Origin of the sequence: Alteromonas sp. CNT1-28, from assembly GCF_022348345.1 — a bacterium.
In the GTDB taxonomy this organism is placed as follows: domain Bacteria; phylum Pseudomonadota; class Gammaproteobacteria; order Enterobacterales; family Alteromonadaceae; genus Alteromonas; species Alteromonas macleodii.
Window position 1 is genome coordinate 41264 of record NZ_JAKREZ010000017.1, and the last position, 26995, is coordinate 68258.

Annotated in this window: 23 protein-coding genes and 1 pseudogene; 8 read left to right on the forward strand and 16 right to left on the reverse strand. The window is 42.1% G+C overall.

Annotated elements, in window-relative coordinates:
* Nucleotides 1-278: 278 nt before the first annotated feature.
* A pseudogene (locus MHN02_RS12335) lies at nt 279-551 on the reverse strand (transposase); the annotation flags it as partial.
* A gap of 168 nt (nt 552-719) precedes the next feature.
* Here MHN02_RS12335 and MHN02_RS12340 point away from each other — a divergent pair.
* Entirely contained in the window at nt 720-3071 is a 2352-nt protein-coding gene (locus MHN02_RS12340; RefSeq protein WP_239246382.1) for a patatin-like phospholipase family protein, read from the forward strand.
* Nucleotides 3072-3162: 91 nt separating this feature from the next.
* On the opposite strand, the gene MHN02_RS12345 is transcribed toward MHN02_RS12340, so the two are convergent.
* From MHN02_RS12345 to MHN02_RS12355, 3 genes are all read right to left on the reverse strand, one after another.
* Nucleotides 3163-4647: a hypothetical protein gene (locus tag MHN02_RS12345; protein WP_239246385.1), complete on the reverse strand. Its 1485-nt coding sequence runs from the start codon at nt 4645-4647 to the stop codon at nt 3163-3165.
* 759 nt (nt 4648-5406) lie between these two features.
* Nucleotides 5407-6918: a serine hydrolase domain-containing protein gene (locus tag MHN02_RS12350; protein WP_239246388.1), complete on the reverse strand. Its 1512-nt coding sequence runs from the start codon at nt 6916-6918 to the stop codon at nt 5407-5409.
* A gap of 156 nt (nt 6919-7074) precedes the next feature.
* Nucleotides 7075-7953 (reverse strand): hypothetical protein, encoded by an 879-nt coding sequence (locus MHN02_RS12355; protein WP_239246391.1) that lies wholly within the window; start codon nt 7951-7953, stop codon nt 7075-7077.
* Nucleotides 7954-8526: 573 nt separating this feature from the next.
* On the opposite strand from MHN02_RS12355, the gene MHN02_RS12360 reads away from it, so the two are divergent.
* Nucleotides 8527-9717: a PQQ-dependent sugar dehydrogenase gene (locus MHN02_RS12360; protein WP_239246394.1), complete on the forward strand. Its 1191-nt coding sequence runs from the start codon at nt 8527-8529 to the stop codon at nt 9715-9717.
* 130 nt (nt 9718-9847) lie between these two features.
* A complete protein-coding gene (locus MHN02_RS12365; protein ID WP_239246397.1) occupies nt 9848-10297 on the forward strand; it encodes a DUF3010 family protein in 450 nt (149 codons plus the stop codon).
* A 125-nt stretch (nt 10298-10422) separates the two neighbouring features.
* On the opposite strand, the gene MHN02_RS12370 is transcribed toward MHN02_RS12365, so the two are convergent.
* From MHN02_RS12370 to MHN02_RS12385, 4 genes are all read right to left on the reverse strand, one after another.
* Nucleotides 10423-10971 carry a hypothetical protein gene (locus tag MHN02_RS12370; RefSeq protein WP_239246400.1) on the reverse strand — a complete coding sequence of 183 codons (549 nt, stop codon included), beginning with the start codon at nt 10969-10971 and terminating at the stop codon, nt 10423-10425.
* Nucleotides 10972-11194: 223 nt separating this feature from the next.
* Nucleotides 11195-14359, reverse strand: coding sequence for a response regulator (locus MHN02_RS12375; protein ID WP_239246403.1), 3165 nt, complete (start codon nt 14357-14359; stop codon nt 11195-11197).
* A gap of 60 nt (nt 14360-14419) precedes the next feature.
* Nucleotides 14420-14623 carry a hypothetical protein gene (locus MHN02_RS12380; RefSeq protein ID WP_239246405.1) on the reverse strand — a complete coding sequence of 68 codons (204 nt, stop codon included), beginning with the start codon at nt 14621-14623 and terminating at the stop codon, nt 14420-14422.
* Nucleotides 14624-14635: 12 nt separating this feature from the next.
* Nucleotides 14636-15463 carry an SAM-dependent methyltransferase gene (locus tag MHN02_RS12385; RefSeq protein WP_039218491.1) on the reverse strand — a complete coding sequence of 276 codons (828 nt, stop codon included), beginning with the start codon at nt 15461-15463 and terminating at the stop codon, nt 14636-14638.
* Nucleotides 15464-15639: 176 nt separating this feature from the next.
* On the opposite strand from MHN02_RS12385, the gene MHN02_RS12390 reads away from it, so the two are divergent.
* Nucleotides 15640-16080, forward strand: a complete 441-nt coding sequence (locus MHN02_RS12390; protein ID WP_039218488.1) for an SRPBCC family protein — start codon at nt 15640-15642, stop codon at nt 16078-16080.
* 172 nt (nt 16081-16252) lie between these two features.
* On the opposite strand, the gene MHN02_RS12395 is transcribed toward MHN02_RS12390, so the two are convergent.
* Complete coding sequence (locus tag MHN02_RS12395) at nt 16253-18247, reverse strand: ATP-dependent DNA helicase RecQ (RefSeq protein WP_239246407.1); 1995 nt, start codon at nt 18245-18247, stop codon at nt 16253-16255.
* 146 nt (nt 18248-18393) lie between these two features.
* Nucleotides 18394-18990 (reverse strand): hypothetical protein, encoded by a 597-nt coding sequence (locus MHN02_RS12400; RefSeq protein ID WP_239246409.1) that lies wholly within the window; start codon nt 18988-18990, stop codon nt 18394-18396.
* Nucleotides 18991-19163: 173 nt separating this feature from the next.
* Here MHN02_RS12400 and MHN02_RS12405 point away from each other — a divergent pair, with 173 nt between their 5' ends.
* Both MHN02_RS12405 and nei read left to right on the forward strand, forming a co-directional pair.
* Complete coding sequence (locus MHN02_RS12405; protein ID WP_039218481.1) at nt 19164-20285, forward strand: zinc-binding dehydrogenase; 1122 nt, start codon at nt 19164-19166, stop codon at nt 20283-20285.
* Nucleotides 20286-20483: 198 nt separating this feature from the next.
* Complete coding sequence (gene nei, locus MHN02_RS12410) at nt 20484-21305, forward strand: endonuclease VIII (protein ID WP_239246411.1); 822 nt, start codon at nt 20484-20486, stop codon at nt 21303-21305.
* A gap of 124 nt (nt 21306-21429) precedes the next feature.
* Here nei and MHN02_RS12415 read toward each other — a convergent pair whose 3' ends face one another.
* From MHN02_RS12415 to MHN02_RS12425, 3 genes are all read right to left on the reverse strand, one after another.
* A complete protein-coding gene (locus MHN02_RS12415; protein ID WP_239246413.1) occupies nt 21430-22602 on the reverse strand; it encodes a sugar efflux transporter in 1173 nt (390 codons plus the stop codon).
* Nucleotides 22603-22792: 190 nt separating this feature from the next.
* A complete protein-coding gene (locus MHN02_RS12420; RefSeq protein ID WP_239246415.1) occupies nt 22793-23467 on the reverse strand; it encodes a nitroreductase family protein in 675 nt (224 codons plus the stop codon).
* 195 nt (nt 23468-23662) lie between these two features.
* Complete coding sequence (locus MHN02_RS12425) at nt 23663-24031, reverse strand: hypothetical protein (RefSeq protein WP_039218469.1); 369 nt, start codon at nt 24029-24031, stop codon at nt 23663-23665.
* Between the two features lie 331 nt (nt 24032-24362).
* On the opposite strand from MHN02_RS12425, the gene MHN02_RS12430 reads away from it, so the two are divergent.
* On the forward strand, nt 24363-24821 hold the full coding sequence (locus MHN02_RS12430; protein ID WP_039218467.1) for a retropepsin-like aspartic protease: 459 nt from the start codon (nt 24363-24365) through the stop codon (nt 24819-24821).
* A 91-nt stretch (nt 24822-24912) separates the two neighbouring features.
* On the opposite strand, the gene MHN02_RS12435 is transcribed toward MHN02_RS12430, so the two are convergent.
* From MHN02_RS12435 to MHN02_RS12445, 3 genes are all read right to left on the reverse strand, one after another.
* Entirely contained in the window at nt 24913-25257 is a 345-nt protein-coding gene (locus MHN02_RS12435) for a hypothetical protein (protein WP_239246417.1), read from the reverse strand.
* Nucleotides 25258-25524: 267 nt separating this feature from the next.
* Nucleotides 25525-25833 carry a hypothetical protein gene (locus tag MHN02_RS12440; RefSeq protein ID WP_039218461.1) on the reverse strand — a complete coding sequence of 103 codons (309 nt, stop codon included), beginning with the start codon at nt 25831-25833 and terminating at the stop codon, nt 25525-25527.
* Nucleotides 25833-26381, reverse strand: a complete 549-nt coding sequence (locus tag MHN02_RS12445; protein WP_039232321.1) for a YaeQ family protein — start codon at nt 26379-26381, stop codon at nt 25833-25835. Before MHN02_RS12445 ends, MHN02_RS12440 begins: the two co-directional genes overlap by 1 nt.
* A 189-nt stretch (nt 26382-26570) precedes the next feature.
* Between MHN02_RS12445 and MHN02_RS12450 the strand changes: the two genes are divergently transcribed.
* The gene (locus MHN02_RS12450; RefSeq protein ID WP_239246418.1) at nt 26571-26906 is read left to right on the forward strand and encodes a hypothetical protein; all 336 of its coding nucleotides are present in this window, start codon (nt 26571-26573) and stop codon (nt 26904-26906) included.
* The last annotated feature ends 89 nt before the right edge of the window (nt 26907-26995 follow it).

The following is a 26995-nucleotide window of genomic DNA, read 5'->3' on the forward strand; positions in this document are numbered from 1 at the left end:
GCTGATGTGCAACCCTACATAGTTCATTGGTGTCAGTCACCTATATAAATACAGGTTTGAACCAGAGGGTGAGTACTCTGAAAATGGTTTTGATCCAATAGGTCAATTAAGCTCAATGATCTCATCTGCTTATAAAGTGGCTACGGAAGATTATGGTTCAGTTGTCGCGGTAGAGACTACAAGAGAAGCTAAATCATTCTCTATTGTAATCCCCGAAGACTATAGTAGTAAGTTGTTGCCATTATGGAGATTTAAGCTCCAACCTGTCCACTTCCCCTTTAATGAGACAGTGCTAAATTAGAGTTTTCTAGTTTTTCTCGGTAAGCTGCCGGAGGCAGGTTACCGAGACTTTCATGTGTTCTTTCTTCGTTATAATCCAGTCGCCAGAACCAGGCCATTTCTCTTACCTGATTGAGATTTTCAAACAAGTAAGCATCAAGGAACTCTCTGCGGAGTGAACCGTTAAAGCGTTCAACAAAGCCATTTTGCTGCGGTTTACCTGTCTGGATATATACCAGTTCAATATTATTGTTTTCACACCAATCAGTTAGGGCACACTTAGTCGCATTCACAAACTAATCTGCTCGCAAGAACTCTCAGAACATAAGATAGCCAAGTTGATTGAAAATTGAGCTGCTTGTGTGTATTTTATACAGGTATGTGCAAGTCAAATCATTTAAATCTAATTTAAAGCTATACGACCTTGGAAGGAACTAGACATGGAACGTTCAGCATTTTTATTGCTTATTATTCTTATTCACTATTCTACCTGCGTATCGTCTACACCTTCGAAAGTAAAAGAAGTCAAAGAAAGTGCGTTAGTAATATCAGGTGGAATAAGCTTGGGCAATTACGAAGCAGGTTTAAACTATATCATCGCCGAATTCTCGGAAAAAAAATTGCATACTGCTAATCTACCAGAATTGAAAGTTATTACAGGTTCATCAGCTGGTGCAATAAATGCACTCGCAACTGCTATTCATACATGCCTGAAGCCAGAGGAAAGAAAAAATGGCCTATTTAATAATATATTCAGAGATATATGGATAGATGTTGATTTAGAAAATCTTTTACCTAAGGAGTTTAGCACTTATCAAAACCTCTTTTTGGGAGGAGTGGAGCCATATGGAAAAGCTTCAGAAATTCCTGATGGAGTTTTCAGCAGACATCCATTTAGCAGTGTTATTGAAAATATGAGGATATTAGTAGATACAAAAGAATTCAGAGATGATTGTAATTTAATAGTTGGAGTGATGGTTACTAAACCAAATCCAGAAAAAGTCAATCTTAAGCTTAGCAATGGAACCAATAAAGAGATTGATACACAAAGTTTTGCTATACCAATGAGAGTCTTTAAACAAAAAGGTAAGCAGGGCCTTACTTTTGCTCCAGTATCAACGGAGGAGCTAACAGAAGTTAATCTAAGAGGGAAAACAAGGCGTTATATAAATCTACCCTCAAAAGATAATGAAATATCGTTCGAATCTATTATCCGCGCTGTACTCGCTTCTAGTGCCTTTCCTGCAGCTTTTGGTCCCGTAAGACTTGGATATTGTCACAACAACGTAAAAGAGCAACCTACCAGCAGTGACAAATATTGCGCAAAAGAGGAGAAATATGAAACAGGGATGTTTATAGACGGCGGCTACTTTAACAACGTGCCGATAGGTTTGGCTGCGGAACTTATGAGCTTAGACTCCGACAAAGCTTTGAAAAAAAATCAAAACTTTTATTATCTCGATCCAGATAATACCAAGCGCCCGCAGATTCTACTTCAAGATAGAAACAAAAATGACTCACTAACTATATCTGCTCAACTAGATAGACTTTTATCAGGATTAAATACATTACGCAAACAAGATACGTACAGCGATTTACAAACATATTTTGTGAATAATGAATCGAACATAAAAAGAGACTATGTGCCAACGCAGAGAAGCCCAAGATTGACGGGAAATTATCTTGGTGCGTTTGGTGCGTTTTTTGATTCGACATTTCGTGAGTACGACTATGCTGCGGGTATATATGATGGTTTAAGACTCATCTCTAAAAGAATGTGTAACGATGCAGCCGATGCAGTAAAGCTAAGATGTGAGCGTTTAAAATTTGAGGAAAACGTTGAAAAAATATTGAGGATTGGGCCAGTAGCTGATGGTCAAAAAATAGCTGACTTTAAGGCACTGCTTGGCGCGTTTATATGCGACGAATTTGGAACTTACACGATAAATGGATCTAGATGCATCGGTGTAAACGAAGACTGGTCTAACATAGTGCAAAAATACTTTTCCGCCAATTACCACTCTGCTTCTTATGCCATATATAAGTCACTCAACCATAAAACAGCGACAGACTTTAAAGCATTTTTAGAGCAGTTAAAGAACGAAAGTCAGTCGCTCCAAAATACTAATGAGATTGAGTTTAATGCTCAGCTTAATTATATGTTAGCAAGGCCAGAGTATTGGGAAGGTTTGTTATTGCAAAGGCTCTTAAACAGACTTGTATACTTAGAAGAGGTTAGTAACGGAGATCTTAGACAGCATTTGGCGACCGCAAGGCTCTTTGTGCCAAAAGATCATTACGCTTCTTACAATATTGGAAATGCTCGAGATCCAAGATTGTTTAACTGGAAATATTCAATTATTCCTGATTTATTTGGTGTTGATGCAGTTCAAACGGGTATCGTTGTAGGCTGGACTTATGTGCCCAATTTTGATCATATATTACCTTGGAAATCAAATTTAGAGTTAGGTTTTTCGTATCACCATCAAATAAAGGACAATTCCGCTGACAAGGTCACTTTTATCTCGGGGACAGCAGGTCTTAGATGGAATAGGCCCCAAACTTTTTGGTCATCATACGGTTTTGCAATAAATGTCAACTCGAACGTTTCAAATACTTCAGTTTATGGTAAGAGTCCTATGCTCGGCATTGAAGGCAACATGAGCTTCTTATCAGATAAAGTACGTCTATCTATCGGTACGCGGGATATGATTAGTAACTATGAAGGTGAAGATTGGAGTGTGCGGCTAACGTTTACAAACATTGACGAGTTGGTTTGGGCATTTTGGTAAACTTTTTAAGACTAAAGGTGCTGTGAGATTTAAGAAAAAACCAAAGCTCTTGTTTGAGCTTTGGTTATCAACAAAAACAGTCAGTCTGTTTTTAATTGGGGTTCAATTTTAAGGGAATTGCGATTGATGTGGCGCTAAAATCTTTATCTGTGAATGTGGGAAACAGTGTAAGCAATACATTTTTTTTGGTTACCAAAGAGCCATCAGAATTAGATAAATCAAAGCAAGCTATGTTTGGGGCGGGCAACAAAGACATGCTCTGACTATTTTTTGTAATCTTGTAGTTATTGTCTGACAAATTGAGAGAAGTAAATTTGGAATTTTCATCCTGAGCTAGGCAAAATTCAGCTTTACTGGCATCAATATCGATTTCATAAAGGCCATCTACTAACTTATTGGGAATTAAAGTTAAGCCATTCATATTTTTTTGTAATTCTGCACGCTTAATATTTTCTATTACATTTTGAAATTTGCTGTCCAATTCGTTAGCGTCCTCGTTAGTAAAGCTAGATTCTCTAGCAACTAGCTCTAACAGTGCTTTCTCTGCTTCTTTCAGTATTTTTCGTTTTTCCCAGAGCGAATCGTCTCCACCTTTTACTATATTAAAAAGGAGCCATGATTTTTCTCGGTACTCACTAAGTTTCAGAGTGCTGGAGTCTGTAGCTGCTAATCGTTCATTAAATTCATCAAAATCGAATACTTTTAATGAATCATTGTCTGGGGTGTCTAGAAATGTTCTGTTTGCAAATACTATTGGTGAGTAAAGTGCATCAGCGAGCATGCCGAACTCATTGAAAGTAGAACCGTTCTTGGTTGTTAGATAATCGAAACATAAAAATATACGGCAAGCTTCTCTTTTGACAAAAAGCTTTTGACCTGCTTCTAAAGGAATTACTTGGGCATGGCTATCATATGAGTCATAGCTTTTATTACCTGCAACCATGTCTAATTCGATAGACATAACGATGTCATCTGAATTCTTCTGTAATATGGTTTTTGACAATTCAGCCGTTAATTGAAGTTGACTAGCTGTCAAAGGATTAGCCAATTTTAAGGATTGTGTTGAACTTTGAATGAAGTCTAAGATGGAAGTATTTTCTTCATTTTCATCTGCATCAAACTCAAGAACCGTAACTTTCATGCTGACTACATCACTTTGCATAAGCTTTGGCCCGTATATGAGCTTGTTTTTAAGAGGTGCAAAGGTGCCATCCGCAACCCCCTCAAATGGGCCGAGTATCTTAGTGACTGTATCGCTGTTTGAACCCTCGTTTACTTCTGTAAACTCAAAAATAAAAAGCAGTTCATTGAGACCCCACATATCTTGCATATACTTTATATATGCGTCTGTTAAATATATTGAAAATATTTCCTCTTGCTTTTTATTGCTAGGGTTAATATTTCTATAAATAAGCCCTTCCTTTTCCCTTAATAAAGATGCTTTCGTAAGCGGAGAAGCAATATTTGCTTCACTGTTTTTTGCTGCAGGCATATAGTTCATAACACTCACTTCACCAACTGTCTGAGCACAGCTAGCCAAGCACATACAAAAAAACAAAATAAATGTAGTTCTCATATCAATTCCCTTTGTCTGAAGATAGGATTGTTTAATTAATGTACAGGGCGGCCTTGTATATTGCAATACAGCAGGTTTTAAAAACGTTGACAAAAGGTAGTATGCGAACAATGAAGAATTGATGACCCTATCAGAAAGGTTAACGCCATGAACTGTATTTTACAGAGCTTTTCAAAAACAACCCTAAGAGCACTTTTGAAACAGATTGGTTAAATGCTAAAGCGCCGATTGGTCTAGTCATGAATAGAAGATATTATGGGATCCACAAAGACGAGTTCGGTTAACCTATAGTTCGGTCTAGAAGAGTTCAGGTTACCTGAGCGAATTCTCGCTTTTTAAATACCCCGCTTAATAGGTGGTACGCGTAGTGGTAGCTGCATGGTGAGTCTACTGTCTTCTGGTTTTTAAAAAGTTAATCAAGGTGAGCCAGTATTTTACCGGTGACCACAGGGTAAGATATATAGGCGATGGTTTTCACATTGAATATTTCACGCTCTTCGCATTATATTACGCTGATGTTGAATAAACGCTTTAACCTTTTGCAGTTATTACACGATATGCGCGTGATAGGGTCAATCAGACTGATACAGGTGTTCTACTAAGTGAGAACTAACCTTTCCCCTCTGTGAGGCCTTGTGTAATTTACTGTTAAAAGCAAAGACGGCATAAAATTGAATGAGATTAAATCTGTGGGCATTGTTATACAACAGATTTGAGCGCCAGCATTTGAGTCCAGATTAACAGTTTACACTATACCAACTATTTCCTTTTAACACCCCGAATCCCCCCATCCATCACAACCGTCTTAACCAACCCACTTTCATCATCCATCTCAAAACGAACACTACTGCCATTCTTAGCAAAGAATCGACCGCCACCCTCATGAAAATATTCCTCATTTTCAATGTAAGGTAGGGCGTTAAGCACAAAGCCATTGGTTGTTTTTTCTAGCACCACATCAACATTCACAGGGTTGGTCACTACATAGGTTCCAATGTATTTACTTAATTCCTTTTGGCTTATGGGTACTAACTTCCTAACCTCAACTTCCGAGTAGCCTACGTTTAATACTTCTTTCAAGCGTATTTCTAGTTCAGTTATTAACTGCCTACCGTTGTTACCGTTCGTCATAATGGCGTAGCCATTGCCCGTTTCTAGCTCAATATATAGCTGCGACATAAAGCCAGCATCTGCGCCGCCGTGACCAAAGCCCAGAATTTCTCCATCGTCACTCATGTTGATAAAAAAGCCGATGCCAACATTAGGTGCTTCATTGGTTGGCGTATTGTTGGTTAACATTTCTTGCGCGGTGGCTTGCGATATCCAGTCTGTTTTTTGCCCTAAATACGCACTGCGTACGCCGCTTTCCAATTTCAACATGTCTGAGGGCGTGCTCCACATGCCTGCCGCTGCTAATGTGGCGTAGTTATGGGCGCCACCTTTAATTGGCGCACCGTCGCCGTCATACGGCGTAGCCATATTATTTGATAAGTTGGTCGATATGGGTTGTTCGAAGCCAGAACGCGTCATGCCTAAAGGTTTAAACAAAAGCCGTTGTGACATAGTTGGCAAGGGCTCGTTAGCTACGTCCTGCAAGGTGAGTTGAGCAAGCGTAGTGCCGCCACCGGAATAACGCATTTGCGTGCCAGGTTGAATATCAACAACAACTGCAGCGGTATTGGCGGGAAATGCCCCTTCTAGTACTTGCTGCAAGGTAGGTACTGGTTCGCCCGCCGCGTAACCAGGAAAGCCATGTACTGTGGTACCCGCCGTGTGGCTTAACAATCTGCGTAATGAAACAGCGTCTTGCCCAGTCCACTCATGTTCAGGCAACTGCCAGCTGGTGAGTAAGGTATTAACATCTGCATCTAAATCTAGCGGGTTTTCTTCGCGATATTTCATCAATACCGCTGCAAATGCGGGTTTAGAAATACTGCCTACTTGGAACACCGTTTTTTCATCAACAGCCAATTCAGTGGCTAAATCTTTAACGCCGCTTTGCATGGTCCAAGCTATTTGCCCATGTCTCATAAACGCGACAGACACACCGGGCACATCATAATGCGCTTGTCTTTGCTCTAAAGATTGGTAATCAACCCTTTGCCCTTCAATTCGAATGCGTTCAGCCAGTCCAGTTTTTAAAAGGTCAGCTTCTTTAAATTCTGCGCCAGCAGAGGGGGAGGCGGGTAGGGTTTCGGGCTCTGTGCAGCCTAACAACGAAGTAAAACAAAGCGAAAGTGTTAAGGAGGCGAAGAGCTTATTTGTTTTCATTATGTGTATTCCATTACGAGTGAACGTACCAGAGTACGTTCCTACTATTATTGCTTCAATTTACAATGCTTTATATTATAGATGTTCATAAAGCGTAGACCGAATGGTTTGCGGGGTATTAACGTAACTAAACAAGGGAATGCATTTAACACGTCATCACTCGCCCAGCATTAACTCTCGAACCGTTTTCTTAATAAAGGCCTTCAAATTTTGCCTGTCCTGCTCAGGCAAATACCGAGTATGTGCAGCAATAAATTCAGCTTTTGAATACATGCGTTTTATTGCTGCGTTTATGCTCGCTATGTGCTTTGCCCCTTGTGGCGTTTTGGGGCATATAACATGTCCTGATACGTGGCTTGGGTTACCCGCAATGGAATAACTGCGTACTTCAACAGGTATTTTATCTCCATAGCTTAGGTAAATACTGGCAGGATAGATAAGTGCAAAATTAGACTTTCCCTTTGCAAACATCTCCATAAAGCGAGTGTAATAAATATCATTTGCTACACGAAGAATTTTCTCTCGACTAACTTGCTTCAAATCTTGGTCAATCTTTTCACCGAATGAGTAATATTCAGGCAGTACAATGAAACCGTCGGAGTAGGCTTCAATTACCTTAGATACACTTAATAGCTGACCGTCCTTATTTAAAAGGTTTTCATCTATTGGTGGCATTGATGCTAGTTGATAAAAACGTTGTGTTTGAAAGAAGCTTAGTGGTAATGAATAAAGGTGATTTTTTTCACGATCAGGGGCTTTAATTTTATTGAGTACGCAAATGTTTTCGCCATGTTGCATATACGCAAACGAACGGACAAGGGGAACATGTAGAACAGGATCTTTATACCCTAGCTCATCGACTAGCATTTGTACTGTATCGACCGAGGTTGAATAGGGTTTGACTTCTAGGTTTACCCGTTCAGTTAGAAACGCATTGTCAGCGTGGAAAGCGAATACGGTTTTCTGATCGCCGATGTCGGCTGCATTTGCATTAGCGAACATCAATAATGATATAAATAGTCTAACCCTGACCAACTTCTTACTCCTAGGCAAAGCCTTAATGCAACTAACTCTTTGGCGAGCTGAACCTGTTGTAGGTTTTATGACTTTTCAACAGATGTCCATATTTTGAAATGAAACTAACTGAAAATATAGTTTTTTATTGTATACCTTTTTAGAAGAAGTAAAAAAAGCCGCATTCAGCAACGTGATGCGGCTTTCCGAGCTGGGCTGAATAGACAGCCTTCTAGAGCAATTACGTTAAAGGGGTTAGCTAGAACGACCCTCACTCATAGCTGCCTGTCCAAATACCTTAACTCTCGACATATGATCACCTCCTTACATTCGTTGCTAAAACTCAGTCGAAAATAACATAGGTGGCGTTTTAGTAAAGCACGGCTGCATTAAAGAAAATTTAGGGTCATGTGAGTAAATGCACGCTACAAGTTCATTAACGAATAGTAAAACGAAGGCAACAATATAAACCCGTTTAATTAAATCTACGTAACCAATGCTAACTAAAATCGTTTGCGCCACCCGTTGATGTGTAATAAGCGCTTCATCGTGTAACTAGCAGTACGCAAACTCTCGAAAAAGGTTAGAACGTCGATGAACATAACAAGTAAGCACAGAACTAGTATGAATCGAAAAGCCGCAGTCTTGGTCACTCTATTCGCAACTTCTTTCTTTACCTTTGCTCAGTCAACCTCATCTAAACAAGTTGAAATGAAAGGCAGTGAGGGTACTACTGTAATGGGGAGTGTTCAGTCGACCTTCGATAACCCGTGGGCAATGGTCTTTTTGCCAGATGGGCATAGTTTGGTAACGGAAAAAGCCGGTAAATTGTGGCTACTTGATGAAAACCAGCAAAAGCGTTTTAAGGTTAGCAATGTGCCAAGCGTTACCGCACGCGGGCAGGGCGGGCTAGGTGATGTCATCATTCACCCTGACTTTGCTTCAAACAACACTATTTATATTTCCTACATCGAGCGAGATGAGAAAGACGATGCGTTTAGCGGTGCGGTAATAGAGCGCGCAACGCTTACCATTTCTGAAAGTGGTGCGAAGTTGTCTGATAGAGAGCTAATTTGGCGTCAGTCGCCGAAAGTGACGGGGAACGGGCATTATTCTCACCGCATGGCGTTTTCACCGGACGGCTATTTGTTTATCACCTCGGGCGAACGCCAGAAATTTACCCCGGCACAAAACATGGCAATGAATTTAGGTAAGGTGCTGCGCTTAAGCGACGACGGTAGCGTGCCTGAAGATAATCCGTTTTATGGCCAAGGCAGCGTAACCGAACAGATATGGACGTTAGGTCACCGCAATCCGCTAGGCATCGATTTTGATGAGAAAGGGAATTTATGGGCCCATGAAATGGGGCCGCGCCATGGTGACGAACTCAATTTGATTGAACGTGGGCGCAATTATGGTTACCCAACGGTGTCGCAGGGTGAGCATTACTCAGGCGTAAAAATTCCGAATCACGAAGATATTCCTATTTTTAAATCGCCTGAGCTAGCGTGGGTGCCGGCTATTAGCCCTGCTGGATTTATCATTTATAAAGGCGATAAGTTCAGCGACTGGAAAGGTAGTGGATTTATTGGCGGTCTGTCTTCAAAGGCATTGGTTCGCGTTGCCTTTGATAAAGACGACGAGGGTAACTGGAAGGTTGAAGAAGCGGAACGCTACGAGTGGGGCAAGCGAGTGCGTGAAGTTGAGCAAGACAGCAAGGGTAATATCTATGTACTTGAAGATAAGGAAGGCGCGCGCTTAATTAAACTAGTTTCAGCGAAGTAGCGCTAGCTTTACCTGTGTGTTTAGTGAAGCGCTTAATGAGTGTATTCAAATAGGAAAAGAAAAACACGCTTCGATAAATATTAGCACCGAATCACGTTATAATAATGGGCAAACGTAATTAGGAATTAATATGAAAGTCTGTGGTGTAGATTTAAAAGGTAATGAGGCGATTGTTAGTTTGGTGTCGTTTGCTGATGGTTTGTTTCATTTACCAGACTGTCGAACGCGTCGCTTAACCCTTGCCGATACCAGTGCAAAAGGCTTAAAAAGCTTTCAAAGCACTTTTGCAAAGCTTGTCGAAGACTACAAAATTGATGCTGTAATAATTCGTCAGCGCCAAAGCAAAGGCAAGTTCGCAGGTAGTGCTATTGGCTTTAAGCTAGAGGCCGCTATCGAGTTAATTGATGGGTTAGAAGTTGTTATATTTAGCCCAACAGATATTAAAGAATCGCTTCGCAGAAACCCGTTAGCGGTTTCGTTCTCTGAAACTGGTTTGAAACAGTTCCAAGAGGCCGCGTTTACTACAGCATATGCATGGCTTATGAAAAATGAGTATGCGCCGCAAGAGTCTAGTGAATAGCAAGCGCTGCTCACTTAATTAGACTTAAAAGTAGGTTAGAGACTGATTTTTACGTGCAGGTGGGTTATTTGTAAAAAGAAAATAGAAGATGCTTTTGAATGAAAAAGCATCTTCTGGCTCAAGCTTTATTTAAGTAAAGCCGGAAAATCTGGGTGAGAGAAAATCTCAGTATTTAGCTTCTGTACCGCAGGTACAAAAGAACGCTGCATTTCAGAGCAGGCTGACGTCGCTAGATAGCTCGACTCGTAGTCATAACGTGATTTAATGTTTAGGTTTTTACCGTTGCTTGAGGCTAAAGATAAGTCGAATTCCCAAAAGGCATTACCGATTACGGTGCTGCCATAAATATCGTTAAGGTTTGCGGTTAAAACTGTTGAAGATTGATCTTCATATAGGTCTGCTACAACCATTTCAGCTAAAATTGCATCTCTGATGTACGTTGCAAAAGTTCTACCTTCTGGCGTTCCCACTGGAGAAGACAGGCGGCACATTACCTTCGACTCGTTTTTACCTGAGTCGGTAAACTCACCAATATTGGCTTGAACGTCTTGCTTCGATAAGGCTCTTAAAGCAATTGTGTTTTCAGTAGAGGTGGCATAGGTATGTACTTTGTTTGCGCAGCCAGTGGCCAAAAGTGAAACACCAAGCAGTAGTATAGTTTTTATTTTATTCATTTTTTTTCCTTGCCCATTTGAAAAACTCTCTTTATTGGGCATTCTTGTAAAGAGAGCGGTTAAAAGCGCTTAATTGTTAAAAAAAAGCTAAGCAATAATACATTAAATCCTAAAATGTTGAAGGCTAAAGGTAGCCCAAAAGTCTCGGATAATCAGACGTATGGCACGTGTTATGAAGCACTTGTTAAATGAGAGGTTGTAAAGAGTATGAAGATGGAGTGCGCTATAGTGTTGCGTTTAGCTGTACTCTCACTTTTTTAAGCGACTCATAAAAAAGGTCTAATTTCGCACTGAAATCTTTCGCATTTGCTTGCTCACCACGCTTTACGCTTAACTCAATCGAACTCGCTAATTCTGCTAGTGTAAACGCACCAATATATCGAAGTGCCGTCGTGAAAATATGTGCTATGCGCGCAATGGATGGATAGTCTTGGGTATCAATAGCCTTGTGTAGCGCGTTGAGCTCATCTTCTAAAGCGATAAAGTCGTTAACAAGGTTTGTATAAAGCGCCTCATCGCCAAGCAATGTGTGTAGTGCCTTGGGCTTGTCGATAAATGTAAGTGATGAACTTGTTACCGTTGTTTCATCGGTTACTTCTGAAGTGGCTGAAGACCCTCTTTTATTTAAAACCTCAACCAGTACATCAAAAAAGCGGTTTGGGTCGACAGGTTTATTAATATGGCCATCCATGCCCGCAGCTAAGCTTTTATCTATGTCTTGCTGCATTGCATGGGCGGTGGTGGCAATGATAGGTAAGGTTAACTGTAGCTCTTGTCGAATGCGCTTAGCTGCGGTTAATCCATCCATTACTGGCATCTGAATATCCATCAGGACTACGTCAAACGCGCTGTCTTCACGCAGTTTGTTTATAGCTTCTAAACCATTGTTGGCAACTTCAATAGTGGCTTGAGTGTCGTTTAAAAGTCCAAGTGTTACTTTTTGATTGAGCGCATTATCTTCTGCAAAAAGAATGCGTGTGCCTTTTAAATTGGGTACGGCTGGTATGTCTTTGAGTACTGTTTTGGCTTTTACGTTAAGACACAACTCCTGCAGTGTATCTACTAATTCACTGGTACTAAACGGTTTCTTGATGAAATGACGTATGCCAAGCTGGATGGCCTGTTCGCGCATTCGTGGCGACTCAAATGCGTAAAGCATAACCACTTTTGGCTGCTTAATTGAAAATTCTTGATTCATTATGGCAGCCACTTCAAGGCCATCAATATCGGGCATGTTCCAGTCTAAAATAAGCAAGTCATAAGGAGATGATGTCGCTATAGCTGCACGCATTTTAGCAAAGGCGTCTTTTCCGCCTGTGGCAATATCGGCTTGAATATTAGCCATAGACAAGGCTTCTAAAATAGCGTTCCTAGATGCTTCAATGTCGTCGGCAACAAGTACTTTTAGCGCAGAAAGCTGGTTAGATGGTGAAACAATTTGCTGCGAAGTATCGTGTTTTACTTTTACCGTAAAGTGGAAAACAGACCCTTTCCCCAACTGGCTTTCTACCCAAATTTCACCACCTAATAATGTGGTAAGCTGCTTACAAATGGCTAACCCTAAACCTGTACCACCGTAGCGTCGCGATATCGACTCATCACCCTGATTAAATGGCTGAAACAGTTGAGCTTGATGTGCAGTAGTCAGGCCTACTCCTGAGTCCTTCACTTCAAATTCAAGCTGAATATCGTCAGCGGCCTGTTTGCATCTAACGCTTACTGAGATAAGCCCATCTTCGGTGAACTTAAGGGCGTTGCTCAGCAGGTTATTCAGTATTTGCTGTATGCGCAACGGATCACCAATTAAGTTCAGCGGCACATCTCGGGAGATATGTTGAATTAGCTCAATATGCTTTTCTTGCGCACGGGCAAGGTGCAACCTGATGGTTTGATTAACGAGCGTATCTAAATTAAATGGGGTAGACTCTATATCAAGCTTACCAGCTTCAATTTTAGAGAAGTCCAGTATGTCATTAATGATGCTTAGCAGCGTTTGAGATGCGCCCTCAATTTGTATCAAATTTGTTTGCTGCTCTTTGTCTTCAGCGGCCCGTTGAGAAAGCTTAGTAAGACCAATAATGGCATTCAGCGGCGTACGAATTTCATGGCTCATACGGGCTAGAAAATCGGACTTTGCTTTAGTGGCTTTGCGCAAATCTTGCGTTAAGATATCGAGCGACTTTCTCTGTTTCCAAGTTCGAAGCCATAACCCAGCCATCAAGCCCAATGAAAGGATGACAAAACCTATAAAATAAAGTTGCTGGGTATTCTTTTTCTTTTGAATAAGGTTACGCTGTTCTTTTAACTGATTGTCTTTTTCTAGCAGCTTTATCGTTTCTTCTTTTTCTGAAATGGCTAAACGTACGCGGTGCAGGGCCACTAGCCTTGATTGCTGTTCATTAAAGCTCTGTTTAAATGCCTGTCTATATTGCTTCGAGTAGTTAAGTGCAGTTTCCAAGTTTCCGTTTGTTTCGTGAAGTGAGATAAGTTGATTGAGAACATCTAAGATCAACACTTTGTCATTTTTTATGATTTCTTTTTCCAGCCCAGCTTCTAGTTCAGCAATTGCAAGTTCCAGTTCGCCTTGTTGTTTATAGATGTCTACTAAATGAAGAAGATGTGACCCTTCGTTGTACTTAAAACCAACTTGCCGGTCAGCTTCCGAAGCCTGGTTTAATTTCTTCAGCGCTTCACTTAAGTTACCTTGCGCAATATAAAGCTCTGCCATAGCGCTGTGCACAATGCCAATAAAAGGGTAATTTGCTTCGCGAAGCTGACTTTCAGCTAATAGCAGGCTCACTTTTGCGTCTTGATACTGACCAAGCGCTCGCTGGGCATATCCTTGAAAGAAATAAGCTGTACCTTCGCCTTCCTTGCTATTAAAGCGTTGTGCGGCAGATAAATACTGATGTGCAAAAGTCAGCATTAACTCATAGTCTTTAAGCGACATGTACACGTTACCCATGGCGCTATATACCAAAAGAACTTTGTCACTTTCAGCTTTGTTGAAAAGGTCTAGCGCTTGGTGCATGGCTTCTAGCGCGCTGGCATGTTCGCCAGATAAATCGAGGATTAAGCCCTCTAAGCGATGTGATTCAGCAAGGCTCAGTACATTTTTTGCTGAGGTTGCGTATTTACGGGCTTCGAGTAACGCCTCGTACGCAAATACATAGTCTTGTTTTAAAATATAAAAGTAGGATTTTATATTCAAAAAGCGTGCGTGTTCATAATCATTAGGGTGGGCCGCAAAAAATGCGTGTAATTCCGAGAAGGCGCTTTGAACAGTCGGATCGTTTTCTTGAATACGTGTTTTAAGCCCGTCTAATTGAACTATGGGTGATGAAGTGTTGTCTTGCGGCGCGCCAAAAGCGCGAGCGGATAGCGTCATTAAGACAATGACACTAATCACACACAAGACAAAGCGCTTCATAATATTGATTAATATTAGTTAGTAGCTAATAACGCGAATGGTTTTACTGGTATCGTCAAAGCGCTTAGATAGCTCGTCCCAGTTTTGATCTGCAATTATTTTTACCTCTTCGGCAGATAACCCGTATTTTTTAGCGGTTGCAACTGGGTCGCTTTTATAGGCTTCCATAAGCTTGCTGTTGGTATCCAACTCAATCAAGAAATCTTGAATAGATTTTGCCATTTTTTATCCTTTTTAATTTATGGTTGGGTTTCTATATTTAATAACTTGCTGTTCGGTCAGCCCTAGCTTTGCTAATCGGTCTTGTCGATAGGCTGGCATACCTATCGAGGGAACGACGAGGGTCGACACTAATGTGGGTTTAGCGAATTCAAGTTCACAAAGTCGCACGCTTTCTATTTTGGGTTCGCAAAGAGGCAGTGTCGCGGCTTCATAAATAATGAGTTCATGGTCCGTAGGATAATGCTCTGCTAAAATATCGGCCAGCATGGCAAGGCCTGACTGGCTTTGATTAGCGTCTAACACACTCAATGTTGCTTCCCCAGCTAACCCAATTTGCCAGATAATTTGTGTCATGTGTGGATCAATACGGTAGTCGCGAAACAGAAACTGAGTTGCTTCGTATGACTGGCAACCAAAGCGTGAGGGATCTATGCCTAAATCGGCAATTAAGCAATCTTCCGCCGAAACCCCGGGCAGCATTTTCGCTTCTAAGCCCATTCCTTGAACACGGCGGATGGCTTCATGAGAGGGAGTAACAAAAACTCCGGGATGGCCATAAAAAGCAACGCATACTTTATTGCCTGCCATCACCGACGCTACAATTCTATCGGCCATTTGAGAATAGGTTAACGCGCGTGACTTACCTTCTTCGTAAAGGTCGTCTAGCGAAACGCTATTGGGATTAAGAGTGGTCACCACGTGTTCGCCAATTTTGTTCATGATCCCCATAAACACGATGTCGGCATTTTCAATGTAGCTTCTAGCAGCAATGGTCATTTGCCCAGCAACACTTATACCTGTGCCGACCACAACTAGCGATCCTTTTTTAGTGGTGTCCATTACATCCTAAACCGTCTACGACACTATTATTTTGCCACTATAAATTAGAATTAAGGCTTTTGCTATATTCACAGTTTTGCCGATTAACGATAAGTTTTATTAAGTAAAGGTTTTATAGTGTTTAGGCTATTATCGAAAAATATCGCTAATTAAAAATATATAAAAAGGAACAAAGCGTGTTTTCAATACATGTAGAGCGAACCATTAATCAACCTATTGAAAAGGTATTTGCAATATTAAGTGATCACGCTAATTATGCGCAGTTTAAAGCTATTGAGCAGTCGAATTTACTGGTAAAGGGTAGTGATGAACCAAATGGGCTAGGTGCAGTGCGCGAGATTATTTCAGGGGGCTCGAACCTTCACGAAGAGATAGTGGCCTACGAGCCGCCTTATAAATTGGGTTATAAAGTGGTTAAGTCTAAGCCATTACCTTATGATCATCAGTTGGGTGAAATAACCCTTAAAGATGAAGGTGGAAAAACCCACGTGACGTGGCGCTCGAAAGGGCATATCACTATTTTTCTTTTGGGAAGCCTGTACTTCGATAAACAGATTCAAAGTGTTGGTAGCCGCGCATTTGGCAGTATATTAAAGCAGATTGATAGTATGGCGTGAATCGCCGTTAAATTAAGAAAACAATTCGCTAAACGCGTAATAAACATAGTTCATACAACTGGCGCGTAGTGAGCCAGATAGTTAGCACAGTCGGCCCTTTTTTAGCAATAAGGGGCTGGCTCAATTTAATACCGGCTCTTATCGAGAAGACAAAACAGTCAGTACCAATAAGTCACCTGCACGAATTTGCGTTCACTTGTTTTAGAACGTCTGCATATCGGCAGTGTTCAAAGCTGCCAAAACCTTTCACTTGTCTTATTTTCAAACGACTAAATAAAGGCATGGTCATGCCAGTTAAAAAACGGCAATAAATAGAAGGCGTGATGGTGGCTTCAAACTTTCCGCTTAAATGCATCTTTAGCGCCGTCATAGCTTCTAATACCTTCTCACTATCTGGTTTTGATATTGGTGATGAATAGCTAAGCTTGGCCACTTTACCTTGGCACACACTGCAATGCCCACACGCTTTCGGTGCTTGAGTATCATCAAAATACGCTGACAAGTTGTGGCTTAAGCAAGTGTCTTGTTCGAAAAAGCTGACAAGTGCGGCGATGCGCTCGACTTCTTTACGCTCGTTTTCAGAAAAATAGTGCGCTAGCTTGTTTGCCAAATCGCCGTCTTGCAGTAATTCGTTGTTAACACGGTATACATCGGTAATTAAACGTGATGCAAGCTCTATATGATTGTGCTCGTGCAAGTATTCTAAGGCTGCCACTACTCTAGAGCGTTCTGCGCCATAGTGCTGATAAATACTGTCGAAATCGACAACACCCCATACTTTCTTCATGTTTGAGTGCGTGAATACAGCATCTAAAAAGCGCGCTCTCTCTTCTGAAAACATGCTAAGAATGGCGGCTTTATCAGAAATAAAACGGAATTTGTATTCAGCAAAGTAAGCGTACAAAGGGCGTATAACGTTCGCGAGTTCTAGCTGAACAAGTAGGGTTTTAAGAGGAAGCTGACGAATATTACTTGCACCCGATAGGCTGTTTATTTGTGTTTCCCACTGGAAAAGGTTGCTGTCGCCATGAATAGAGCGGTCATTTTGTACCGCTGAATTTTTCTCATCAGGGGCTTGCGACTTAATATCATCAATTACCCGTTGAATGGCGCTTTCATCTGGCGTGTCGCCGTAAACGAAGTTCTCTATGGTGACCAATCCGTCAAGATTCGCAAGCACGGTACAATTTGCTGCTTTACCGTCTCTTCCCCCCCTTCCAATCTCTTGGCTGTAGTTTTCAATAGACTTCGGCAAGTCGTAGTGAATGACAAAGCGAATATCCGACTTATCAATGCCCATCCCAAAGGCAATGGTAGCCACAACCACTTGAAGCTTATTGTGCATAAAATCTTGCTGGATACCTTGTCTTACATTACTGTCGAGACCAGCGTGATAAGCCTTTGCATCAAACCCTTGTTGCTGTAAGAACTGGGCTACCTCCTCGGCGCTTTTTTGCAAAGTAACGTAAACAATCCCAGCACCTTGTTGTTTTTGAATTTCGTCTATCAGCGCTTGATTTTTGTTAGGTTCAAGTACGGGGCGAACAAATAAATTCAGGTTGGGGCGATAAAATCCCGTTTGAATAATGCTAGTTGGCGCAATAGCAAAGCGTGCCGCCATATCTTCTTTTACTTTTTTAGTGGCCGTTGCTGTAAGTAGTAATACAAGTGGGATATTCAACTCTTTTTGGTAGGCAGGAAGCTTAAGATAATCAGGGCGAAAGTTATGGCCCCACTCAGAAATACAGTGCGCTTCATCGACCACCAACATACTTACCTGAACAGATTCAATAAACTGTCTAAAACGCTCGTTCTTAAAACGCTCCACTGACACCATTAAAATTTTACACTGCCCAGAACGCACGTCGTTCATCACCTGCTTGTTTTGCTCAGGTGTTAAGGTGGAATCGATGCTAGCTGCTGCAATACCTTTGCTATGCAAAAATTCCAGCTGATCTTTCATTAGCGCCAGTAATGGAGAAACCACCAAAGTTAAATGTGGCAGCTGCGTAGCAACGAACTGGTAACACAACGATTTACCCGAGCCAGTCGGAAAGATTGCTAACGTTGAATGCCCACTAAGTAGAGAATCCACAGCCTCTTTTTGTCCCTCACGAAACGCTGAGAAACCAAAAAGCTGCTGTAAAAGATTGTGGTTAGAAGGCATTTTTATATCCAAGTGGTTGATAATTCAGGTCTTACTAGATTCTATCTAGTCGTAGGTGGGAACAAGATATATTTTGCAATTTAAAACTTGTTATAAGGTGTGGTGGTAATAAATGCAACGATACCCAAGTCCAGTTTCAGCTTAAATCAATCTGCGTAGCCCCAAGGCGCACTGGGAACCGAAACTGTACTATCTAAATCGAAATCAACCTGTACTTCGCGCGCAGGGCGAATCAATCGGTAGCTAAAGCGGTTGGGGTAAATCATCATTTGCCAAACGTTATCTGTCGATGCTGCAATCCCAGATTCTATAAATAATGCTTTTGAATAGGCATCTGCGGGGAATGACTGAACTTGGACATATCCATCATCTACAGTGTGCCCGCCGTACATGGTTGAAGAATGAAAGCTGCCATCTTTGTTTCTGTGGTCGTGCTTCAGCATAAGACCCACGCCGGTTTTCGTTAGAATCCAAGTGCGAGATGCGTCGTTACCCACATGAAAAGGTATTTGGATTTCTGAGTCTGTGCACTTTCGTATGTGCATAACAAGTTCTGCATCACCGAAGGTATTGCCTACATTATCTTTACTCACCTTCCCTCGAAACGCTTTACCGCAGAGCGCTTTTATCGAATTAAAAAACGCGTCGTGGGTAGGAATTGAGACCAAAGGTGCAGCCTTACCAAACGCCACATCGCTCATTCCGATTAGTCCTAGAAAGAGGTAGGTACAATGTCTTTTCATTTTTTATTCGCTATTACAGGTCGATACACGCTTTGCAGTGTAACTCATCTAGATTATCGGGTGTATAAACCATCGAAACGCATATGTATTCGAAATATAAATACTGCTGATAGTGGTGGCGTGTTAGCTTAACAACACATACAGCGTTTAATTTTTAGGGCACGAGAGTCAATATGAATAAATCTAAACAACTATTTACGCTAATTACATCAGAAGGTGAGCTTCAGGTATCGCTAAAAGAAGTAGACGTTCCAGAGCCGAAGGCTCATGAAGTGATTGTACGCATGGAAGCCTCTCCAATAAATCCGTCAGATATGTGGCCTATGTTTGGGCCAGCAAGCCTTGATAAGGCGTCTTTCGATGCTGATAAGAGCGCGTTGGTTGCGCCGGTACACAAGCCTTTGCTAAGCCGTATTAAGTCTCGTCTTGACCAAACTTTGCCTATCGGGAACGAAGGCGCAGGTACAGTGGTTGCTGCGGGCGACAGCCCTGAAGCGCAGGCATTAATGGGCAAAACAGTATCTATTCTTACCGGCGCAGCTTATACAGAGTATGCGTGTGTGCCCGTACAGGCATGTTTACCTCACATGGATAGCACTACGCCGCAACAAGCTGCGTCTTCATTTGTTAACCCACTTACTGCTCTTGGTATGGTTGAAACCATGCGTATGGAAGGGCATAAAGCCTTGGTTCACACTGCCGCGGCGTCTAACCTTGGGCAAATGCTAAACAAAATTTGTCTAGAACAGGGCGTAGAGCTAGTTAATATTGTACGTAGCCAAGAGCAGGTAGACCTACTTAAAGGTATTGGCGCGAAAATTGTGCTTGATTCCAGCAGCGAGAATTTCAAAGCTGAACTTTACCAGGCCATAGATAGCACTGGCGCTACACTTGCGTTCGACGCCATTGGTGGCGGTGAGCTAGTTAGCGATATCCTTACCATGATGGAAGCCTCGGGCAGTAAAGATGCAAAAGGTTTCAACACCTATGGTTCTGACAGCAATAAACAAGTTTATATCTATGGCGGCTTAGACTTCTCTCCGACAATTCTAAACCGCGCTTATGGTATGACGTGGAGCATTGGTGGTTGGTTGCTAATGCGCTTCTTAGGCAAGCTTGATAAGAAGCGTGTAGGTGAGCTTTACCAAAAAGTGGCAACGGAAATTAACACAACTTTTGCGTCGTCTTATAGTAAAGAGCTAAGTCTTGAAGAAGCCCTTCAGCCGGAAAATGTGGCGTTGTACAACGCGAAAAAGACCGGCACTAAGTACCTGATTGTGCCAAACAAGGGCTAATCAGCGCAGCGTTTAAATACGGCATTTTCAGCTAAACTTTGATTAATAAAAGGGTCTGTTGATCTTTGATGTACAAACTTAGGTTTAAAGTACACCAAAGGCTACAGGCCTTTTTTGTATTCGTTATCATCTAGCTGCAAAGAAGCTGAAAATGATGCGAAGTAACCCGTAACCGAGATAAAAGGTATTTGAGACAACATGCCTGAAGGCCCAGAGATTCGTCGCGCTGCAGATAAAGTCGAAGCGGTGATAAAAGATATCCCCCTAGAAAAAGTAGAGTTTGGATTAGCTCAGCTAAAACCCTATGTTAAACAGCTAGAAGGCGAAAACGTCTTGCGCATGGAAACCCGTGGCAAGGCGCTAATTACCCATTTTAGCAATGGGCTCTCTATGTATTCACACAACCAACTTTATGGCGTGTGGCATACCTGTAAACGCAACGAAATCCCCGATACTACCCGCCAGCTAAGGGTAGGGCTTCATACCGAAACACACAGTGCTATTTTATATAGTGCGTCTGACATTAGCATTTGGCCAACACAAACTATTCATGAACACCCTTTTTTACAAAGAGTTGGGCCCGACGTACTCAACGATTCAGTAACAGAAGAGTTGGTATTAGAACGCTTACGTTCAAAAGCATTCTATAACCGCGCGCTAAGCGGTTTATATTTGGATCAGCGCTTTATGGCTGGGCTGGGCAACTACCTTCGCAGCGAAATATTGTTTGCAGCAGGTGTGCATCCTTCACTCAAACCTTCTCAGTTAGATGATGAGCAGCTGCGTAGCTTGGCACATCACACCTTAGCAATATGCAAACGCAGTTGTGAAACCGGCGGCTATACCGTGTACACAGAACTACGCCAAGTGCTTGAAGCAAAAGGCGTTAACTTTGAAGGTACGCGATTTATGGTGTTCGACAGGGAAGAGCAGCCTTGTAGAGTCTGCGCCACTCCAATAAAACGCCAAACGTATAATGGGCGACGTCTTTATTGGTGTGGTCAATGTCAGGCAAAGTGATCTCGAACGCTTTCTTTTAGCCTACAGATAGCCTGCTATCGACTTAAGCAACATTGCTTATTAACCGGTATCGCATTTTGATTGAGTTTTGCGTGTAACCCAATCAATGAGGTTTGGTAGCCCTTCAGCGATGTACTCGACGCTTAACAAACATGAATACTAACATCACGTTTAACCCAAATGTTGCGATGCATAGCGATCCAATAGTGGCATCTCTGAAACTAAAGAATTGGGCCACGGTACCCGCGCCAATAGTGCCCAACATCATTCCCACGCGGGTGGCGTTTGAATAAAATGCTGAAGTAAAACCTGTCAAATCAGGCGCTTGTTGTTGCAGTAAGGTCAATCCAATACCGGCATATAAACCGTAGAACAGCGCGTTTAATATTTGAAGGGTCAATAACTCCCAACTCGACTGAGAAAAGTACACGCCAACGTAGAAGCAACAGCCGAAAATAAATGCTACTGCCATGATACCCGCAGGAGGGAAGCGTCGCGCTAATTTGGCTGCTAGCAGCATAGTAGGTATCTCAAGTGCAGCCACAACACCCATCATCAGCCCTGGCAAATTTTCCGGCAACCCCAGTTCATTCATTACGTACAAAGGCATAGATGATAAATACATGACATTGCCCGCCATTCCGGCAAGTATGGCCAACCCAACCAGCCAAAAAGGCAGCGATAACGAGCCCTTTAGAGTAGTGTTGAGTGAGTGTTGATTGGCTTTTTGCCCAGGCACAACCTTAACCACAAAAAGCGTCGCAACAACCACGCACGCGATAGCCACCGAAAAGGACGCTGCGAAGCCAAAATTGGCAACCAGCGTAAATGCCAGCGGCGGGCCTACCACCCAAGCAAGAGAGATGGCCGCGCGAACTTTTGAGTTAAATGCGGCTAAATCGATATCTTGGTTTTTTGCCCATAGCCCCGAAACGGTCAGCATTTGAGACACTGCCCCAGCGCCCACCGACATAAACAAGACGCCAGCAAGGAACACATGCCAAAACTGCTTGCTAAAGATAAAGGCGACCATGGCGATGCCCACGCAAATCATGGTTAGCCCGTAAAGACGATTTGCGTTAAAACCTTTGTCTGCCAAGTGCCCGAGGTACTGACTGATCACCAACCCTGATAGCGTAACGGACACCATATAAATACTTATATAAATAGGCTCAACGTTGATCTCATCAATGAGGAAATAGCTCATCAGTGGCGTAACAAACGACGATGTTAGGCCAGTTAATAGACTTAACAGTAAAAAAGGAAGCTGTGGAGAAAATGCGTGACGCGATGACATGAGGATACGAGCTCCGAGGGACTGTTAAACGTGGTTGACCGAATTTCGTAAAGAAAAGATCGCAGCCCTTAATAACGAGGGCGCATTATAAGTGCTGCGTATCTAATGTCTATGACAAAGCTTTTATTAGTTATGCCGTTTTAAATACTTGGTTTACTTCATATGCTCAAGCACTGCGCGCTTTTTAAATTTAAAGAAAGCTCGCAATTTCGCTAAGCGACTTTTTCTGCATGGCGTGTGCAGGAATTGTGGCGTTTTCCGTCGGATAGCCCGCAATAATGAGCATATAAGCACGATCGTTATCAGGCCGTTGGCAGACCTCGGTTAAAAAGTTCATTGGCTTTGGTGTGTGGGTCAAGGTTGCCAAACCTGTATTGTGAAGCGAAGTAATAAGCATACCCACCGCGATACCCACCGATTCGTGCACATAGTAGTTTTGGCTTTTTTCGCCCGTTTCTGTTTCACCAAATTTTTGACTGAATACGGCAATAAGCCAAGGCGCGGTTTCCAGATAGGGTTTACTTGCGTCAGTGCCTAACGGCTTTAGGTCATCTAGCCACTGTTGCCCCGCACGCCCATTATAAAAACCGCGCTCATGCGCTTCAGCCTGTTCGCGTATTTGTTGTTTTACTTCAGGCGACTGTATCGCGGCGAAATGCCAAGGCTGATGATTCGCTCCACTAGGTGCAGTGCCAGCGGTCAAAATACAGTTTTCAATTACCGCTTTATCAACGGGTCTGTCGCTAAAATGGCGAATGCTGTGGCGACGCTGCATGGTTTTCAAAAACTCCTCGCTGCGAGTAAGCATTTGCTCTTCAGGGTATTTAATAAAATCAGTTAGCGGAGAATGGTCATGAGGTTGCATTTATTATCTCTTTTTTATTGCTTTTAATTACTCTAACGTTTGTGGCACGTTAATAAAAATAAAAACGCGCTAAATCGACTTTGTTGAACACCGCGAAATAAAAAATAGCGTAAACGAGTATGCACAATAAAAAAGCGACTCACTCAGGCAAAAGTGAATCGCTTTGGTGCAATATGTTGATAGTAAGAAATATTGTTAGTGGCGTTTGAACGGCGGGCGAGTGCCGCGTTTCTGAGTATCAGTTTGCTCTTCTAGCATTTCAAGTTGGGCAACATCATACACAGGCATCATGGTTGTCACTCTGCGATACGGTGGTTTACCGCGCATGATGACTTCTTTCACTTCTACGTATTCAATTGCTTCTTGCCCTACTGATTCTAATTGCGCTACATCGTTAACCGATAAGCTTACTATTTTGCGTTTAAATGGCGGCTTTCCTGAATAATCAACTACTTGTACATCAACGGTTTCATCAGTTGATGACGTCATAGCTTGCGATGCGTTTGCAGAAAAACCAAGCGAAACAGCTGTAATTAATGAACCCAATAGATAGCGTAATTTCATGTCGTGTCCTCTCGTTGAATTGCTACTTTAGTCTATTGTATGACCAAAAATGTTCTAAACAATGGGTATTGGTGATAGATGATTGCTATCACCTAACTGGATATAGAGAATTTGAGTAATCAAGAGAATGGAGAGCGATTGAAAGAGAAGCTGCTGCGTTGAAAACGGAGTGTTTAACGATGGTGCGGAATGGATGGTTATGTGCACTATTATGGTGCTATAGCACCGTCTGGTATTGTAGAGTTTCGGTAAAATCAATCATTTACCCTTTGGTCTTTATCTTGCTGTCAATCAACACCTATGTAAAGAGTCGACAAAGGGTGCATGTGCGGTGAGTGTAAAATATAAAATCCCCATATTTGTTCTGCTAACTTTTTGGTTAGCATGTACATCTGCCGTGTCAGCGATAGAGCAAAATATTCCTCTTTCACAAAGCAAAGGCGGAACACTGTATCTAGAAGCGACCCTAGAATCGAACATAAAGGCTTCGTTTCTATTAGATACGGGTTCAAGCTTATTAACCCTCAATCAAGCTACGTTCGATGCGCTAACAAGAAATCAAAAGCTTCTTGCAACCAGAACCTCTGCTGCCAGAATGGCAAATGGAAAGATCGTTAAAATATCTCAGTATCAATTAAACTCGGTTCGTATAGGAAATACGTGCGAAGTGGGGCCAGTGGAAGTGGCCGTGCTTCCCAAAGGGAACAATATTTTAGGTATTAATACGTTGCTAAGGGTCGCACCTTTAACTATAACACCAGACGCTGTGATTCTAGCCGGGTGTGAATAGCGTGAATGACTCACTTTTGTTTAATTAAACACCAACAAAAAAGCGAACCCGAAGGTTCGCTTTCAAATTTGTTTTTCGCTGGAAGATTAAATTAATCGTCGCACTCGCTAACGTCGCCGCCCATTTGCTCTTTCATTTTTACGCAAGCTTCATAAGCTTTCTTCGCTGCGGCGTCTTTAAATTCGCCTGCTTTTTCAGCCGTTGCGTCGTATGCATCAGAAGCCATTTTTTTACCGTCTTCATACGCCTCAGAGGTCGCGTCTTTGGTTTTATCCCAAGAATCTGCAGCACTTTCTTTTGCGCTGTCATAGGCGTCTGCTGTCGCTTCGCCCGCTTTTTCCATCTCTTTTTTTACTTCGCTTTTCGTCTCTTCGCTAGACTCAGTACAGCCCATTAAAGACAGTAACAGTGCTAACGCCATTGCTTTAGTTTTCATTGTGAAGCTCCTTTTGCTGGGATAGTGGCTTATTTCTAAGCCTGTCAACATGGTGTGGCCGAATAGGCATTGTGAAACCACTTGCTACGTGCCATTTTTTGATCATATTCGGCAAGCTGCATATTCGACGAATCCAGTCTAGCCTACTTACCAGATAAAGTGTAAGTAGACTTTATACCGAAAAATGAAAGGTTTATAACCAAAAATAAACCTAGCTAAGATTGAACAAAGAATTTGGATATCCTGTTCTGCAAAGCGTGATGTGGGTTACTCTTCTGGGCCTTGTGTGGTGAATATAAGATGTCGACGCATATCCTTCAACACGACGCCTTTTTTAAGCAGCGCTGCGCTTAATTTTCGCTGCCACTTCTTTAGCTCGGGTTCAGCGTTTGACACCGCTTCTTCATTTTCGAATTGAAAGCGAAGCAGTAAAGAACCCGGGAATTGATGATACTGAACGTCAAACCAACACTGTTGCATACCTTTTAACTCTTCAAGCGCTTGTGCTTCAAGGCTATCGGCTACACTAAAAACCAGTGCTTGCTGTTTGAGTTGAACGGCAGAAAGTTTTTTCATTACAACTGCTTCTCTATAGACACTTCAACGCTCTCGGTGACATCCGCACCTTCAATAGTTAGCCACATTTGTCCATCTTGAATAGTAACCTGTATTTGCATAGAGCGATGAACAGCATTGGCCAAAGTAGCGGCAAGCGACTCTGGCAAAGTGAAAACTGATAAGTTCTTTTTGGTTTGTAGCTTGTTATGTTCTTTCTTCCACCACGCGTCGAAGCTGTTGTCGGCGTAGGAATAAATCATCATTTGTTGGCTTTGATTGCAGCCCTTTTTGATGCGCTGTTCAGAGGGTTGGCCTAACTCAATCCACAGTTCTATTTCATCGCTAAAACTCTTTTGCCATAAATCTGGAACGTCGTCGTCAGACAGTCCTTTGGTAAACTGTAGGCGTTCATGAGCATTAACAATAAACGCAACCACGCGCAGCATCATTCGTTCGTCATTTTCAGAAGGGTGACGGGCAATAGTAAGGTTGTGGTCGTTGTAGTAATTGCGATCCATATCCGTTATGGATATGTCAGCTTTAAAAATGGTCGCTTTAAGAGCCATGGTGTCCCTGCTTTGTTCTTAGGAGGCTTGAAGTTAACCCCGTGTGCTATGTAAAAAATGGCATAGCAAGTTTTGGCGCTATAGTAGCAGTAAAAAGCAAATTTCGCTGTAGGTGAGTAGCGCCCAATACAAGTATTTGTCGGTTTATTTATTGGAGCGCGAAATTTCTAGTGAAGCTTCTCGGTCATATTGGACATCGCGCAAAGCGCGGATAACCAAAAACTAAAGAAACAAAAGCTTGAAACAGAATTCTTGGTTACGCTTTTATCCGACGACAAACTAGACACTATTCGTGAGTTCGGCGTTGGATTCTATTTAGATACTGTGACTGAGTTAAAGTACAAAACCTATGGCATTAACTTAACAAAAGATAAAAGCGGTAATAGTGTTTTACCAGCACCCAGCATTTTCATGCTCAATAAAAAAGGGCAGGTTTTGTTTAGCTATGTTAACCCAGACTTCAAAGTTCGCCCGTCGGCAGACTTAGTTTTAGCGGTTGCGAAAACCCTTAAAAAAGAAATGTAATGCGAATAGCCTTACCAAGGCGTTGTTCTTGGTAAGGCATGCCAAAAGAACTTTATGATATCGAGCACTACATTTCATCGTGTCTAATA